A 15,804-nucleotide genomic window follows, 5' to 3' on the forward strand; every position below is an offset into this window, starting at 1 on the left:
GCGTGAGCTTCTGGGAGTACCTCGGCAACCGCCACCAGCAGCTGCTCACGGACGCCGGTCAACACGCGAGCGTCGTCTTCCAGTGCATGGTCGTGGCGACGCTGATCGGGGTGCTGATCGGGGTCGTGACCTACCGGAGCGAGTGGGCGGGCAACCTCGCGACGACGGCCACCTCGACCATCCTGACCATCCCCTCGCTGGCCATGATCGGTCTGCTCATCCCCGTCGTGGGGCTCGGGGTGCCGCCCACGGTGATCGCGCTGACGCTGTACGGACTGCTGCCGATCGTGCGTAACGCGATCGTGGGCCTGCGCGGGGTCGACCCGTCCCTGGTGGACGCGGCGCGCGGGATCGGGATGTCCCGGACGGCCCGGCTGGTACGGGTCGAGCTGCCGCTCGCGTGGCCGCCGATCCTGACCGGCATCCGGGTCTCGACCCAGATGCTGATGGGCATCGCGGCGATCGCCGCCTACGCCTCCGGGCCCGGCCTCGGAAACGAGATCTTCCGGGGGATCGCCTCGCTGGGCAGCAAGAACGCGCTCAACCAGGTACTCGCGGGCACGCTCGGGATCATCGTCCTCGCCCTGCTGTTCGACGCCGCGTACGTCCTGCTCGGACGGCTGACCATTCCGAGGGGGATCCGTGTCTGAGTCCGGTGCTTCCGGGGCTTCCATCGAGTTGGAGAACCTGACCAAGCGGTATCCCGGCAATCCGCAACCCGCCGTCGACAACGTCAACATGGAGATCAAGGCGGGCGAGATCGTCATCTTCGTCGGTCCATCTGGATGCGGTAAGTCAACAACACTCAAGATGATCAACAGGTTGATCGAGCCGACAGGGGGACGGATCCGGATCAACGGTGAGGACGTGACCGACATTGATCCGGTCAAGCTGCGCCGCAAGGTGGGCTATGCGATCCAGTCGGCCGGGCTCTTCCCGCACATGACGGTCGCGCAGAACATCGCGCTGGTACCGAAGATGATCGGCTGGGGGAAGACCCGGATCCGGGACCGGGTGGAGGAGCTGCTCGACCTCGTCGGTCTGGACCCCGGGGAGTTCCACGGCCGTTATCCACGTCAGCTGTCGGGGGGCCAGCAGCAACGGGTGGGGGTGGCAAGGGCGTTGGCCGCCGATCCCCCTGTGCTCCTGATGGACGAGCCGTTCGGCGCGGTCGACCCGATCACCCGGGACCATCTCCAGGACGAGCTGATCCGGCTTCAGCAGGAACTGCACAAGACGATCGTCTTCGTCACCCACGACTTCGACGAGGCGATCAAGCTCGGCGACCGGATCGCCGTGCTGCGCGAGCGCTCGCACATCGCCCAGTTCGACACCCCCGAGGCGATCCTGACCAACCCGGCCGACGACTTCGTGTCCGGGTTCGTCGGGGCCGGGGCGGCGCTGAAGCGGCTGAACCTCACCCGCGTACGGGATGTGGAGATCACCGACTATCCGGCGGTGACCATCGACGACCCGCTCCAGGAGATCTTCAACAAGCTCCGGGGCAGCGGGACGAACGAGGTCCTGCTGCTCGACAGGCGGGGACGGCCGTACAAGTGGCTCAGGCGCGGCGACATGATGCGCGCGAAGGGGTCGCTGGCGCAGGCCGGGACCCTGGTGAGCGACACCGTGACCAGGGACGCGACCCTGCGGGACGCGCTGGAGGCGGTACTGACGGACAACGCGGGGCGGGTCGCGGTGACCGGGCGGCACGGGGAGTACACGGGGGTCGTCGACATGGAGACGCTCACGAACTCCGTGCACGAGCTCCTGGAGGCCGACCGTCTGGAGGCCATCGAGCACCAGCACGACCTGGAGATCATCCGGGCCGCCCAGACGCACGCCGAGCAGGAGGGTGCCGACGGAGGGGAGCGGAAGGCATGACGATTTCCGGGACTCCGGAGACGGAGGAGACCGCGGCCCCTCCCGCACCGGCCCCGCCGCGGGGACACGTGACCTGGCAGAAGCTGACCTTCCTGCCGGTGTTCCTCATCGCCGTCCTGCTCGCGACCTGGCTGTGGTTCGCGCAGGCCGACCTGGACCCGATCTCCGAGAACGCGCTGTCGAACGGGCAGGTGTCCCAGGCGCTGTGGCAGCACGTGAAGCTGACGGTGATCTCGACGTTCTTCGTGCTGATCATCGCGATCCCGCTGGGGATCGTGCTGACGCGCAGGGCCTTCCGCAGGGTGAGTCCGGTCGCGATGGCGGTCGCCAACATGGGCCAGGCGACCCCGGCGATCGGTCTGCTGGCCCTGCTGGTGATCTGGCTGGGCACGGGCACGAAGACGGCCCTGATCGGCATCGTCGTCTACGCCGTCCTGCCGGTCCTGTCGAACACGATCGCCGGCCTGAAGGCGAACGACCCGATCCTGCTGGAGGCGGCGCGCGGGATCGGCATGTCCCCGCTGGGGGCACTGGCCCGCGTCGAACTCCCGCTGGCCGTCCCGCTGATCCTCGCGGGCGTCCGTACGGCCCTGGTCCTGAACGTCGGTACGGCAACCCTGGCGACCTTCGGCGGAGGCGGAGGCCTGGGCGTCCTGATCACGACCGGGATCACCACCCAGCGGATGCCGGTGCTGATGCTGGGCTCGATCCTCACGGTGTCACTGGCCCTGCTGGTCGACTGGCTGGCCTCCCTCGCCGAACTGCTGATCAAGCCACGGGGGTTGGAGGTGGGCACATGAGGCGGAGCTGGCTGGCACCGGCCGTTTCGCCGGCCCTGCTGTCCGGCGGCTGCGGGCAGGGAGGTGGCAACGTGAGGCACAGATGGCTCGCGGCAACCCAGTCGCCGACCCTGCTCGCCAGCGGCCGCGGCCTGACCAGCCGATCCCCCTCCAGGGAGGTGGCAACGTGAGGCACAGATGGCTCGCGGCAGCCCAGTCGCCGACCCTGCTCGCCAGCGGCCGCGGCCTGACCAGCCGATCCCCCTCCAGGGAGGTGGCAACGTGAGGCACAGATGGCTGGCGCCGGCCCTGTCGCTGGCCCTGCTCTCCGGCGGCTGCGGGCTGACCAGCGGATCCCCCATGGTGGACGACGTGAAGCCCGGTTCGATCGGCCGCGGTGAGCCTCTCGAGGGGGCCGATCTCACCGTGACGTCCAAGGAGTTCACCGAGCAGCTGATCCTCGGGGCGATCATGGGGATCGCGTTCGAGGCGGCGGGGGCGGATGTGCTCGACCGTACGGGGATCCAGGGGTCGGTCGGGGCGCGGGAAGCGGTCAAGTCCGGGGACGCGGACGGGATGTACGAGTACACGGGCACGGCGTGGATCACGTACCAGGGCAACGGTGAGCCGATCGCGGATCCGCAGAAGCAGTGGGAGGCGGTGCGGAAGGCGGACCTCGGCAACGGGCTGACGTGGCTGCCGAAGGCGCCTCTCAACAACACGTACGCGCTGGCCATGAACCAGTCCGACTTCAGGAAGTACGGGACCAGGAATCTGTCGGACGTGGCGGCGCTGGCCAGGAAGGACCCCGGTGCGGTGACCCTCTGCGTCGAGAGCGAGTTCGCCAACCGGGCGGACGGGCTGCCCGGCATGGAGAAGGCGTACGGGATGAGCATCCCGGCGAGGAACATCACCCAGATGGACACCGGGATCATCTACACCCAGGTGGCGAAGGGCAGTTGCCGGTACGGGGAGGTCTTCACCACCGACGGCCGCATCAAGTCCATGAACCTGGCGGTGATGCGCGACGACCGGAAGTTCTTCCCCAACTACAACGCGGCCCCCGAGATCAACAGCAAGTCCCTGAAGAAGTGGCCGGCCATCGCCGAGGTCCTGAACCCGGTCACGAAGCGGCTGACCAACACGGTGGCGCAGGAACTGAACGCGAAGGTGGATGTCGCCGGCGAGGATCCGCATCAGGTGGCGCTGGACTGGATGAAGGCGGAGGGGTTCGTGAAGTAGCCCCTCCTGAGTTACAAAGAACCTGTTGCAAAGGACTCTTTGCATAGCTATCTTTGTACGCATGCCGGAAGAGCCCAACGTACGGAAACTCGACGCCCGTTCACTCCGCGGGCTGGCCCACCCCCTGCGGATGCAGCTGCTGGACGCTCTCCGCTTCGGCGGTCCCGCCACCGCCTCCCAACTCGCCGGGAAACTAGGCGAGTCGAGCGGAGCCACCAGCTATCACCTGCGCCAGCTCGCCGCCCACGGCTTCGTGGAGGACGCCCCGGAGCGGGGCAAGGGCCGGGAGCGCTGGTGGAAGGCGGTCCACAAGGGGCTGCGCTTCGACGACTCCCTGCTCACCGACAGCGATCCCGCCGTCCGCGGCGCCGCCGACCTGTACCTCCACGAGGTCGCCACCGCGCAGATCCAGAACCTCTCCGCCTGGCTGGGCGACCGCGCCACCTGGCCGGAGGAGTGGAACCGCGTCTGGGACATGAGCAGCGCGACGCTACGGCTGACCCCGGAGCTCACCAAGGAGCTCATCGAGAAGATGCACGCCCTGGTCGACACCTACCGCGACCGCGCCACCACCGGCGACGACGCGGCCCAGGTACGCATCCACACACACGCCTTCCCCGTCTCCACCGACTGAGAGGCCCCGCCATGCACCCCGATACCCACCTCGCCCTGCACCACGCCCGCGCCGCCGACCTCCGTGCCGAGGCCGACGCCTACCGGCTCGCGGCCGAGGCGAAGCGGCCGTACGACATCCGGAACCGGCTCGGCTGGACCCTCATAGAGGTGGGCCTGCGCCTGACCACCCCGAAGCCGGCCCTCGTGCACTAGCTAGCAGCTGGGCACAGTCCCCTTACCGCTCTCCAGCGCCCGCAGCGCACTCACCGCCCCGTTCAGCGAGGTCACCGGAATCAGCCGCAGCCCCTTCGGGAGTTCCGCCTTCGCGTCGGAGCACTCCGCCTTGGGCACCAGGAACACCGTCGCCCCGTCCCGCTTCGCGGCCTGTGTCTTCAGGGCCACGCCCCCCACCGCGCCGACCGTCCCGTCCGCGTCGATCGTGCCGGTCCCGGCGATGGTGCGACCGCCCGTGAGGTCACCCCCGTTGCCGTCGCCGTCGAGCTTGTCGACGACCCCCAGCGAGAACAGCAGGCCGGCGCTCGGCCCGCCCACGTCCGCCAGCTTCAGCGTGACCTTGACCGTCTTGTCGCTCAGTTTCAGATAGCCGAGCGCGGCCTCGCTCGCCGCGTCCTGGGACTCCCGCATCTGCTCGACGTTGTGCTGCTCGATCTCCTTGTCGCTCTGCCCGCTCGGATAGACCGCGTCATGGGGCATCACGGCACGGTCCGTGCGGAACCAGCTGTCGAAGACGTCACCGAGGGAGACGTGGGTGTCGGGCCCGGTCGCCTCGATGGTCGTCATCCGCAGCTGGCCGCTGGTCGGACGGACGTCCGCGCCGGAGATCGTGATCACCGGTGTGCCCTTGTTGTCGCCGAGGACGTTCGCCGTCATCCCCGGCTGCGCCAGCGCGAACGGCAGCGGCGCGAAGAGGGCCGTGGCGACCAGTGCCACGACGGGCAGGGCACAGACGGCGACGGCCTGGGGGCGCGTGAGGCGAGAGAGCACGGGATCAATCTAACGCGGCGGTCACTTCCGGCCACGAGCCGGTCAGCCCCCGTACAGATCCTGCCGACGCACAGTGAATCGCCGTAGCGTCTCCGGCAGCGGCTCGACCCCGATGCCCGGCCCGCGCGGGACCCGCAGGTGACCGTCCTCCAGGACGAACGGCTCCGTGATGTCCTCGGCGAAGTAGCGGGCGGAGGCCGAGGTGTCACCGGGGAGCGTGAAGCCGGGCAGGGCGGCCAGCGCGAGGTTCGGGGCGCGGCCGATTCCCGTCTCCAGCATCCCGCCGCACCACACCGGCACACCGTGCGCGCGGGCCACGTCGTGGATACGACGGGCCTCCAGATAGCCGCCCACGCGCGCGGGCTTGATGTTCACGACCCGGCACGCGTCCATCGCGATCGCGGAGGCGGTGTCCCGGGCGTTGTGCAGGGACTCGTCGAGGCAGACGGGGGTGGCGATACGGCTCTGGAGGCGCGCGTGGCCGTACAGGTTGTTCTCGTCCAGCGGCTCCTCGATCAGCAGCAGCCCGAACTCGTCGAGCCGCCGCAGGTGTTCGGCGTCCGCGAGGGTGTACGCGGTGTTGGCGTCGACCTGGAGGGGCAGTGCGGCGCCGAAGCGCTCGCGCACGGCCCGTACCGGTTCGAGGTCCCAGCCGGGTTCGATCTTCAGCTTGATCCGGACGTACCCCTCGGCGAGATACCGCTCGACGTCGTCCAGCAGCTCGGCGACCGACTCCTTGATGCCGACCGACACCCCCGCCGGCACCCGGTCGCGCACCGCGCCCAGGTACACCGCCAGCGGCATGCCGTACGACCGCAGCTCCGCGTCGAGGACCGCCGTCTCCAGGGCCGCCTTCGCCAGCTCGTGCCCCTTGGTCCCGGCGACCGCGGGGGCGACGAGCGCCGCGGTGAGCGAGGGCAGCGCGGCCACCCTCGGCACCAGGAAGTCCCGCAGCACGATCTCCGCGCCCGCCACGAACTCCGAGCAGTAGCGCGGCTGCGGGTCGGCGGCGAACTCCGACCAGCCCTCGGCGGTGTCCGTGACGACGTGCAGCAGGAAGGTGTCCTTCGTCGTCATCGTGCCGAAGGACGTACGGAACGGGCTGACCAGCGGGATCGCCACCTGGACGACCTCGACGCGCTCCAGCTTCATACAGCGGCCTCCCGGGTGAGTGTGTACCAGCCGTCCCGGGACATCCCGGTCGCCCTGAACCCCTGCTCGAACGCGTCCGTGAACACCTCGCGCACGGCCCGCCGCCAGCGCAGCGCGAGCACCGGATCGGCGCTGCGCAGGTTGACGACGTCGTCCGGGACGCGGCACCAGACCCGCAGGTCGGCGAGGTCACGGCGGGCGAGGGTCGCCCCGTCGGGCGCGCGGTGCGTGGCGGGCGCGGCCTCGCGGTCACCCGGGTCGTACGACGGTCCCGGCGCCGCCAGATCCCACGTCACGGTCAGCCGGTCGCTCTCGTCGCCGCCGTTCACCCCGTCCGTCATGGGGCCGTAGAAGTCGATGACGTACTCGGTGCCGACCGCGCCCAGCTTGGCCAGGTTGAAACGGGCGTTGCGGGCGACCAGCGGGTCGAAGGTCCAGCGCATGGTGCGGGCGCCGAGCCCGAGCGCCCAGGCCCGCTGGGCCTGCTTCACCACCTGGCCGAGCCCGGGTTCGGCGGCGGCGACCAGGGAGTACGTCGCCTTCGAGGCGGGCGGCCCGAACACCGCGACGGCGGCTCCGACCAGGCGCTCCCCCTCGTACGCGGCATGCACCGCGCCGCCCGTGTGGACCAGGCTGCGGAGTACCTCTGCCGGGAAGGGCGGGGCCGCGGGCGGGGTCCGCCACACCTCGCCGAAGTACGCGCTGACGGCACCGAGGCCGGCGACGTCGTGGACGGTGCGGATGCTCACTCCGGTCATGTGCCGAGTCTCGGATCCTGCCGGTCGCCCCGGGTTGTGCGGCCGTACAACATCTGCGTACGTTGCTTTGCGGATCGGCCAAAGCACCTGAGGGGGCGCCCGTGGACGCCTGCACCCTCGGCGACCTCTTGGACGTCGTCGGCGACACCTCCGTACACCTGCACACCGCGCCCGCCGGGCTCGGCGTCCCCGTCACCGAGGTGCTGCTGTACGACGCCCATGCCCCGCTCCCCCGGCTGCCGGGCGCGCTGCTGCTCGCGGTCGGGGTGCGGGCGGCTGCGGCCGGACCGCTGGTGCGGGCGGCCGCGGAGGCCGGCATGAGCGGGGTGGTCGTACGCGGTCCGGACGGGCCGGTGGCCGAGGCGGAGGCGTACGGCGTGGCGCTGCTGTCCCTCCCCGAGGGCACCGCCTGGCACCAGGCGCATCTGCTGCTGGCCTCGGCGATCGGGGCCCGCCCGGTGGCGTCCGCGGGCGGGCACGGCGACCTCTTCGCGCTCGCCGACGCCATCGCGGCGGCGACCGGCGGGGCCACCGCCGTGGAGGACCCGCGGCAGCGGATCCTCGCCTACTCCACGGTCCACGGTCAGCCCGTCGACGACGACCGCCGCCAGGGCATCCTCGGCCTCCAGGTGCCGGTCGGCGTCAAGAACTCCGAGCAGTACCGGACGCTGTTCGCGGCCGACGGTCCGGTACGGCTGCCCGCGCTCCGGGACGACGCCCTGCCGCGCCTCGCGGTCGCCGTGCGGGCCGGCGGGGAGACCCTCGGCTCGGTGTGGGTCGTGGACGACGGCACGCTCGCGACGGACGCGGAGGACACCCTCGTGCAGGGCGCGTCGACGGCGGCGCTGCTGCTCCTGCGGGCGCGTGCGGCCCAGGAGTTGGCCCGGCACCAGAACAGCGATCTGCTGCGCCGGGTGCTGGACGGCACGGCGGACGTTGCTGCTGCCGGTCGGCTGGGGATGGAGGGCCCGGTGCGGGTGGCGGCCTTCGTCCCGGAGGCGGCCGGCCTCCCGGACGCCGAGCAGACCGGGCTGCGGCTCCTTGACGTCGTACGGCTGCGGTGCGAGGCCCGTTACGGGCGGCACGCGTGTGTGCTGGTCGGCGGGGTGGTGTACGCGCTGCTGCCGGCGCCCGGGGCTCGCCACAGGCGGCTGGCGGAGGACATCGTCGCGCGGGCGGGGCAGTCGCTGCGGGTGCCGGTGCGGGCGGGGCTGGGTGAGGTGGTCGCGGGGCTCGGGGAGGTGGCCGGGTCGCGGGCGGACGCCGATCTGGTGCTGCGGGTGCTCGGGCCCTCGCTGCCGGTCGCCACGATCGACGAGGTGCGGCCGCGGGTGACGCTGCTGCGGCTGGCCGAAGTGCTCGGTGAGCGGCGGGAGTTGAGTGCGGGTTCGTGGCGGAGGGTGGTGGCGTACGACGCTGCTCACGGCACCGACTACGCGCGCACGCTGGTGTGCTGGTTGGACTCGGGGTCCGATGTGGCGGGCGCGGCGAAGCTGCTCGCCGTGCATCCGAACACCTGCCGCTACCGGCTGAAGCAGGTGCGGCAGCACATCGGGATCGATCTGGACGACCCCGATGAACGGCTGGTGTTGTGGCTGCAGTTGAGGGTGCTGGTGGGGCTGCCGTCGTAGCTGCGGGCAGTCGTGCCGCTGGGGCGGCTCCCGACCCACACAGAGCGGCACCCCGCCGGCGCGGGCGAGCGAAATCCCCCCCGCCGAGCCCCACCCACCGCACCGCTCAGCGCAACGCTTCCGCGACCTCCCTCGCCGCGTCCACCACCCGCGGCCCCACCCGCTCCGGCACCGCGTCGGCCAGCATCACGACCCCGACGCTGCCCTCTACCCCGGTGACCCCCAGCAGAGGCGCGGCCGCCCCGCTCGCCCCCGCCTCGAGCTCCCCGTGCGTCAGCATGTACCCGGGCTCCCCGAACCCCTGCTGCCGGGCCGCGAGGATCGCCCGCCCCGCAGCTCCCCGGTCCAGGGGGTGCCGGAACCCGGCCCGGTACGCCACGTGGTACTCCGTCCAGGTGGGCTCCACGACGGCCACGGCCAGCGCGTCCGCGCCGTCCACCAGCGTCAGATGAGCCGTCGCCCCGATGTCCTCCGCGAGCGACCGCAGCGCGGGCAACGCGGCCTCCCGCACCAGCGGGTGCACCTGCCGCCCCAGCTGCAGCACACCGAGGCCCACCCGGGCACGTCCGCCCAGGTCACGCCGTACGAGCGCGTGCTGCTCCAGTGTGGCCAGCAATCGGTACACGACGGTCCGGTTCACGCCCAGTTTGTTGGATAGCTCGGTGACGGTGAGCCCGTGGTCCGTGTCGGCCAGGAGCTTGAGGACACGCAGTCCCCGATCAAGCGTCTGAGAGGTCTCCGCGGTCACGACGCCCACTCCTCCAAGTGGTGAGGTCGGCAACCTCCGAGCGGCGATGCGTCACCGAGTCCCGTCGGCAACGCGCTTCAGAGGTCGCCGATCGGCCGGCGGCCCGGTCTCTTTCCGGGCCGCGTCGCTTCACGGCTGCGCTCCGCGGCGGCGCTGCCACGGGGCGTGTGCGTAGCGGGACAGTAGCGAAGCGGGTTCGCTCAGCGGAAGCCTCCGTCCAGAATCCGGGCACCAGCCGGTACGGACCGCTCCGATATGTAGGTGTTTGGGGAGCGTGAAGCGCGTTTCCACGGCGCGGGGCGAACCCCCGCACCCCCGCACGCCCGCACGCCCGGACTCACTTCATCCGGGTGGCCCACTCCTGCACCTTGGCGATCCGCTGCCGCAGCTGCCCGGCCGTGGCCTCGGCGCTCGGTGGCCCGCCGCACACCCGGCGCAGCTCGGTATGGATCACTCCGTGGGGCTTGCCGCTCTGGTGGACGTACGCGCTGACCATGGTGTTCAGCTGCTTGCGCAGCTCCATCATCTCCTTGTGCGAGACGACGGGCCGCCGCTCGGCGGGCATCTCGAGGAGGTCCGCCTCGGCGTCCGGCTTCTTGCGGCTGTGCGCGATCTGCCGGGCCTGCCGCTTCTGGAGCAGCAGCTGCACCTGGTCCGGTTCGAGAAGGCCCGGGATGCCGAGGTAGTCCTGCTCCTCCTCGCTCCCCGGGTGCGCCTGCATACCGAACTCGGCACCGTCGTAGAGGACGCGGTCGAAGACGGCGTCGGACTCCAGCGCCTCGAAGGCGAACTGCTCCTGCTCGCCGGTGTCCTCGTCCTCCTCCTTGTTCGCCTCCTCCATCTCCTTCTCGGACTCGGCGTACGGGTCCTCCTCGCCCTCCTTCTTCGGCTTGTCGAGGGCGTGGTCCCGTTCCACCTCCATCTCGTTGGCGAAGGTGAGGAGGTCGGGCACGGTCGGCAGGAACACGGAGGCGGTCTCACCGCGCCGCCGGGACCGTACGAAACGGCCGACGGCCTGGGCGAAGAAGAGGGGCGTGGAGATGGTGGTGGCGTACACGCCCACCGCCAGCCGGGGCACGTCGACGCCCTCGGACACCATCCGCACGGCGACCATCCACCGGTCGTTGCTCTCGCTGAAGTCGTCGATCCTCTTCGAGGCCCCGGCGTCGTCGGACAGGACCAGGGTCGCCTTGTTGCCGGTGATCTCGCGGATCAGCTTGGCGTAGGCGCGCGCGGAGTCCTGGTCGGAGGCGATGACGAGGGCACCGGCGTCCGGGATGGCCTTCCTGACCTCGGTCAGCCGCTGGTCGGCGGCGCGCAGCACGCTCGGCATCCACTCACCGCGCGGATCCAGCGCCGTACGCCAGGCCTGGCTGATCGCGTCCTTGGTCATGGGCTCGCCGAGCCGCGCGGCGATTTCATCCCCCGCTTTGGTCCGCCACCGCATCTGCCCGCTGTACGACAGGAAGATGACGGGCCGGACGACGTGGTCGGCGAGCGCGTTGCCGTAGCCGTAGGTGTAGTCGGCGGCCGACCTGCGGATCCCGTCGTTGCCCTCCTCGTACGTCACGAAGGGGATGGGGTTGGTGTCGGACCGGAAGGGCGTACCGGTGAGCGCCAGCCGGCGGGTTGCGGGCTCGAAGGCCTCCAGGCACGCCTCGCCCCAGGACTTGGAGTCACCGGCGTGGTGGATCTCGTCGAGGATGACGAGGGTCTTGCGCTGCTCGACGCGGTTGCGGTGCAGCATGGGCCGTACGCCGACACCCGCGTAGGTGACGGCGACCCCGTGGTAGTCCTTGCCGAGCGGCCCGGCGCTGTACTCGGGATCCAGCTTGATCCCTATCCGCGCGGCCGCCTCGGCCCACTGCTTCTTCAGATGCTCGGTCGGCGCGACGACGGTCACCTGCTGGACGACATGGTGGTGCAGCAGCCAGGACGCGAGCGTGAGCGCGAAGGTCGTCTTACCGGCCCCCGGCGTCGCGACGGCCAGGAAGTCACGCGGCTGCTCCTGAACGTACTTGTCCAACGCCCCTTGCTGCCAGGCACGCAGCTTGCTGGCGGTACCCCAGGGGGCCCGGCCGGGGAAGGCGGGGGAAAGGTGATGGGAGGAGGCGGCGGTGGTAGTCACGGTCTCCGTACAGGGTCGAGCGGCTCGGCGGTCTCTTCGGCTGGGTATGACGACCGGGTCACCTTACCGGCGGGCCGGTCGTGTCAATGCGCGGACGGGGCCGGGGGGAGGGTGGGTGGGACCGAGGTCACAGTCACCGTGCGAAGCGCGGCAGATGGGCGGCGAGCTTGGGTACGTCCAGGCGGCCCTGGCAGACGTCCAGCACGAACTGCTCGGCCTCGTCGACGTCGAAGTCCGCGTCCAGCGGGTGGCCGTTCATGTGCAGGAAGACCCAGGTCGCGTACCAGGCGATGCGCTTGTTGCCGTCGACGAGGGCATGGTTTCGGGCGAGGGACTCCATCAGCGCCGCGGCCTTCTGCCATACGTCCGGATAGGCGTCCTGCCCGAACACGCTCGACTGGGGCCGTGCCAGCGCCGAGTCCAGGAGTCCGTAATCGCGTACCTCGTCCGCCCCGAGCCGCTGCGCGAGGTTCAGCAGCTCGGGGAGCGTGAGGTAGTGCATCAGGCGAGCCTCCGATTCAACTCGGCGCTGGCCTTCAGCACGTGGTCGGCGGCCTCGTTGAACAGACGCGAGTGCTCGTTTATGGCCGCGATCACCGCATCGTGTGCGAACGCCTGCATGCTCCGCCCTTCCGCGGCTGCACGCTCCCGCAGGGCGTCGAGCTCTTCGTCCGTGAAACGCAGGTTCAGTCCAGCCATGACTCGACGGTACTACGTGGTACCACTCGGTGTCACCGCAGTTTTTCCGTGCAGTCGGGTCGTCACCCACGCCCCCACCAACGCCACCCCCGCCATAGGCAGAAACACCACGGCGAACGCACCCGGATGCCCGCTGCCGGACACCCCCGTCGCCGCATGACTCACCGCACCCCCACCCAACGCCGCGAAGGCCGCCCCACCCGCCGCCAGCAGAACAACGTTCGAGAGGCCGTCGGAGATCTGGAGGGCGGCGGAGTTGGTCCCGGCCTCCTCGGGGGCGGAGAGATGGAGCAGCAGCACACTGGTGGAGGAGATCACCAGCCCCATCCCGAAGCAGCCGAACGCCCAGGCGACGGCGACGATCCACACCGGCACGGAGTCGATCAGCACACTCGGCGCACCGGCGATCGCGGCGGCGACCAGCACCATCCCCGCGGTCATCAGCCGTTCCCGGTACGGCTCCACCCGCGCCCGCGACTGCACCCACGACCCCAGCGCCCACGTACCCCCGCCAGCGGCCAGCGAGAACCCGGCGAGCGTCGGCGACAGCCCCCGCTGGGTGACCAGCATCAACGGCACGAAGGACTCAGCGGCGATGAAGGACCCCGCGGCGACTCCGCGCAGCAGCACGACGGAGGGCAGCCCGCGCGCCGCCCGGTACGTGCCGCGCGGCAGCAGCCCGAGCACGGCCGGCACGAGCAGCGCGGCGCCGGCCGTGCCGGGCAGCAGGGAGAGGGGCCGCAGATCCTGAGCGGCGTACTGGACGAGCCCCGCGCCGAGGGAGACCGCGAGGGCGAGCCGGATGCGCCGCCGGTCGAAATTCGCACCCCCACGGCTGCCGTCGACCGGCCCTCCGGCCCGCCGCCGTATCTGCGGCAGTGCGAGCGCCAGCGGGAACACGACCAGCACCGGAATCCCGACGAACACCCAGCGCCACCCGAGGTGCTCGGTCACCGCGCCGGCCGCGAGCGGTCCCACGATGGACGGCACCACCCACCCCGCCGCGAACGCCGCCATGATCGCGGGCCGCAACCGCTCCGGGTAGGCCCGCCCGACCACGACATACAGGGCAACGATGACGAGTCCGCCCCCGAGCCCCTGCACGGCCCGCCCGAGAATGAACAGCCACATCGCACCGGCGGTCCCCGACACCACCAACCCGGCGGCGAACGCCCCGATCCCGGCCGTCAACGCCCCGAGCGGCCCCCGCCGGTCCGCCCACTGCCCGGACAGCACCATCCCGAACAGACTGGTGGTGAAGTACCCGGAGAAGGCGAACGCGTAGAGGGCGACCCCGTCCAACTCCCGCGCGGCGACAGGCATGGCCGTCCCCACTGCGGTCGCCTCAAAGGCGATCAGCACCACGACGGACACGATCCCGACGCTCAACGCCCGGTAGGAACGCCCCAGCACCCCTTCCTCGGCATCGCTGACGGACGGGACTCCAAGTTGGCCGGTGACACCGGCGTCACGCGGTTCCAGGGCAGCCATGCCCGCCAGCGTAAGGCCCACAACCCACTTTGACCCCTGTCCGAGGTCCTCCCCGCCCTGAGACCTTGGACGTACGCCCCCAGCCGGTCCCCACCCGTTCATGAACGCCGTATGGCAGTCCCGTTGCAGCCCCACCGATCCCCTTGCTCCCCCTCCCACCCCGCCCGTACGTTCAAGTCACCGAGTTACCCGGCCGTGTGCCCGAGTGGTTCAGGGACTCGCCTGCAAAGCGAGTTACGCGGGTTCGATTCCCGCCACGGCCTCCACTGCCTGACCAGGCAAAAGGAAAGGGCGGCGCCCCGGAAGGGTGCCGCCCTTTTGGTCCTCCGTCTCAGTTGCCGTCTCAGTTGGCCGGTACGAGGGCGCCAGCGGCCCCGTCGTCGCCATCGTCCGGCCGGGCCGTCTCGGGCTTCCAGATCAGGCCGTCCACCTGCTTCGCGACGTCCGTCCGCACGGCATCGACCATGTGCTGATACCTCGCGGCCATGGCTGTGGTGGACCACCCCATGAGGCCCATGACGGCCCGCTCGGGAACCCCGAGGATGAGTAGGACCGTGGCGGCCGTGTGGCGCGCGTCGTGCAGCCGACCGTCCCGCACCTTCGCCTCAGCCAAGAGGTCCTTCCACTCAGTCCAGTCGCGGCGGTGGGACGGGCTCCGGCCGTGCTCATCCGGGAAGACCAGGCCGTTGTCCTCCCAGCGTTTCCCGGCCGCCTCCCTCTCCGCTTCCTGCGCCTTGAGGTGCGCACGGAGCAGGTCAACGAGCTGTTCGGGGAGACCGACCGCGCGGCGGCCGGCGCGCGACTTGGTGACGGTCAACTCCGGGTTGGTCCGCCGCTTCTGCGGGCAGTACCCAGCGGCTTTGCGTCCGCAGGGCTCAGAGCACCCGTGGGCGTACTGCGGTCGGTGGCGACTACGGCGGACCATGAGGAACCCGCCGTCAAGGTCCACGTCCGCCCACTGCAACCCCAGCACCTCCCCTTGACGCAGACCGAGCGCGAGGGCGACAGCCCATCGTGCCGAGTTGCGGTGCTGGTCAGCGGCCTTCAACAGCCGCTGTACCTCTTGGACGGTGTAGGGCTCTACCTCGTGGTCCCCCGTCTTAGGCGCCTTGGCCAACAGCACCGGGTTCTTGCCGAGATGCCCCCGCCGTACAGCCTCGTTGAGCGCCGCGCGGAAGGTGCGGTGTACCTGGTGAGCGGTCGCGGGCTTGCTGCCGTTGGCCTGCATCTTGGCGTAGAACACCTCGATGTGCTCGGGCTTCAGCCTGTCGAGACGGTGAGCGCCCAAGCCGGGAATCAGGTGCTTCCGCACCGCCACGCCGTACCCGACCATCGTGTTGTCGTTCACGGCGAGGGGCGCGACGTTCTCAATCCAGTGCGTCAGCCACGCCTTGACCGTCCATGCCTTGCCGGGCTTCCGTACGGTCTTGGCGTCTCGCTGCTTCTCCAGCTCCCGGACGGCCTCGGCTACCTCGGTCTTGGTCTTGCGTTCGACGTGGCGGCGGTCCGGCGTGCCGTCGTCGCGGACACCCACGGTGACGCGGCCGTGCCATTTGCCGTCCTTGCCGAGGTAGATCGAGCTTCGGCCGTTGGGCTGTCGAGTGCGCTTCTTCTTGTCCTCTGCCACAGGCAGGCTCCTGCTTCTTGGTGTCGGGATTGAAGACCGGGACGG

The 15,804-nt window shown here is 70.6% G+C and carries 16 protein-coding genes and 1 tRNA gene; 8 read left to right on the forward strand and 9 right to left on the reverse strand.

All coding sequences use genetic code 11. The features are described 5' to 3' along the window. Positions 1–2: 2 nt before the first annotated feature. The 6 genes from AB0D34_RS41030 (at position 3) to AB0D34_RS41055 (ending at position 4,733) form a co-directional block, all read left to right on the forward strand. Positions 3–650 (forward strand): ABC transporter permease, encoded by a 648-nt coding sequence (locus AB0D34_RS41030; RefSeq protein WP_362671762.1) that lies wholly within the window; start codon positions 3–5, stop codon positions 648–650. Beyond that, on the forward strand, positions 643–1,884 hold the full coding sequence (locus tag AB0D34_RS41035) for a betaine/proline/choline family ABC transporter ATP-binding protein (RefSeq protein WP_362671765.1): 1,242 nt from the start codon (positions 643–645) through the stop codon (positions 1,882–1,884). The genes AB0D34_RS41030 and AB0D34_RS41035 overlap by 8 nt, the downstream gene beginning before the upstream one ends. Next, positions 1,881–2,684, forward strand: coding sequence for an ABC transporter permease (locus tag AB0D34_RS41040; RefSeq protein WP_362671768.1), 804 nt, complete (start codon positions 1,881–1,883; stop codon positions 2,682–2,684). The genes AB0D34_RS41035 and AB0D34_RS41040 overlap by 4 nt, the downstream gene beginning before the upstream one ends. A gap of 339 nt (positions 2,685–3,023) precedes the next feature. Continuing rightward, positions 3,024–3,905 (forward strand): glycine betaine ABC transporter substrate-binding protein, encoded by an 882-nt coding sequence (locus AB0D34_RS41045; RefSeq protein ID WP_362671871.1) that lies wholly within the window; start codon positions 3,024–3,026, stop codon positions 3,903–3,905. A gap of 61 nt (positions 3,906–3,966) precedes the next feature. After that, a complete protein-coding gene (locus AB0D34_RS41050; protein ID WP_362671770.1) occupies positions 3,967–4,539 on the forward strand; it encodes a helix-turn-helix domain-containing protein in 573 nt (190 codons plus the stop codon). Positions 4,540–4,550: 11 nt separating this feature from the next. Further along, on the forward strand, positions 4,551–4,733 hold the full coding sequence (locus tag AB0D34_RS41055) for a hypothetical protein (RefSeq protein WP_362671773.1): 183 nt from the start codon (positions 4,551–4,553) through the stop codon (positions 4,731–4,733). Here the strand turns inward: AB0D34_RS41055 and AB0D34_RS41060 are convergent, their stop codons facing one another. The 3 genes from AB0D34_RS41060 to AB0D34_RS41070 are packed head-to-tail and all read right to left on the reverse strand — an operon-like array spanning position 4,734 to position 7,435. After that, positions 4,734–5,525, reverse strand: a complete 792-nt coding sequence (locus tag AB0D34_RS41060) for a S16 family serine protease (protein ID WP_362671775.1) — start codon at positions 5,523–5,525, stop codon at positions 4,734–4,736. Positions 5,526–5,567: 42 nt separating this feature from the next. Beyond that, positions 5,568–6,677 (reverse strand): o-succinylbenzoate synthase, encoded by a 1,110-nt coding sequence (menC, locus tag AB0D34_RS41065; protein WP_362671777.1) that lies wholly within the window; start codon positions 6,675–6,677, stop codon positions 5,568–5,570. Beyond that, entirely contained in the window at positions 6,674–7,435 is a 762-nt protein-coding gene (locus tag AB0D34_RS41070) for a chorismate synthase (protein WP_362671780.1), read from the reverse strand. Before AB0D34_RS41070 ends, menC begins: the two co-directional genes overlap by 4 nt. A 101-nt stretch (positions 7,436–7,536) precedes the next feature. Here AB0D34_RS41070 and AB0D34_RS41075 point away from each other — a divergent pair, with 101 nt between their 5' ends. Then, positions 7,537–9,066 carry a helix-turn-helix domain-containing protein gene (locus AB0D34_RS41075; protein WP_362671782.1) on the forward strand — a complete coding sequence of 510 codons (1,530 nt, stop codon included), beginning with the start codon at positions 7,537–7,539 and terminating at the stop codon, positions 9,064–9,066. Between the two features lie 106 nt (positions 9,067–9,172). Here AB0D34_RS41075 and AB0D34_RS41080 read toward each other — a convergent pair whose 3' ends face one another. From AB0D34_RS41080 to AB0D34_RS41100, 5 genes are all read right to left on the reverse strand, one after another. After that, a complete protein-coding gene (locus AB0D34_RS41080; protein ID WP_362671784.1) occupies positions 9,173–9,814 on the reverse strand; it encodes a helix-turn-helix domain-containing protein in 642 nt (213 codons plus the stop codon). A gap of 337 nt (positions 9,815–10,151) precedes the next feature. Continuing rightward, positions 10,152–11,942 carry a DEAD/DEAH box helicase gene (locus tag AB0D34_RS41085; RefSeq protein ID WP_362671786.1) on the reverse strand — a complete coding sequence of 597 codons (1,791 nt, stop codon included), beginning with the start codon at positions 11,940–11,942 and terminating at the stop codon, positions 10,152–10,154. 133 nt (positions 11,943–12,075) lie between these two features. Beyond that, positions 12,076–12,444, reverse strand: coding sequence for a type II toxin-antitoxin system death-on-curing family toxin (locus AB0D34_RS41090; protein WP_362671789.1), 369 nt, complete (start codon positions 12,442–12,444; stop codon positions 12,076–12,078). Further along, on the reverse strand, positions 12,444–12,641 hold the full coding sequence (locus AB0D34_RS41095) for a hypothetical protein (protein ID WP_123761049.1): 198 nt from the start codon (positions 12,639–12,641) through the stop codon (positions 12,444–12,446). The genes AB0D34_RS41090 and AB0D34_RS41095 overlap by 1 nt, the downstream gene beginning before the upstream one ends. Before the next feature lie 12 nt (positions 12,642–12,653). Then, entirely contained in the window at positions 12,654–14,132 is a 1,479-nt protein-coding gene (locus tag AB0D34_RS41100; RefSeq protein WP_362671792.1) for an MFS transporter, read from the reverse strand. 191 nt (positions 14,133–14,323) lie between these two features. Between AB0D34_RS41100 and AB0D34_RS41105 the strand changes: the two genes are divergently transcribed. Beyond that, positions 14,324–14,398: transfer RNA gene (locus AB0D34_RS41105), tRNA-Cys, on the forward strand. Positions 14,399–14,475: 77 nt separating this feature from the next. Here the strand turns inward: AB0D34_RS41105 and AB0D34_RS41110 are convergent. Then, on the reverse strand, positions 14,476–15,759 hold the full coding sequence (locus AB0D34_RS41110) for a site-specific integrase (protein WP_362671795.1): 1,284 nt from the start codon (positions 15,757–15,759) through the stop codon (positions 14,476–14,478). Between the last annotated feature and the right edge of the window lie 45 nt (positions 15,760–15,804).

It is taken from the genome of Streptomyces sp. NPDC048420 (assembly GCF_040651535.1).
GTDB lineage: Bacteria > Actinomycetota > Actinomycetes > Streptomycetales > Streptomycetaceae > Streptomyces.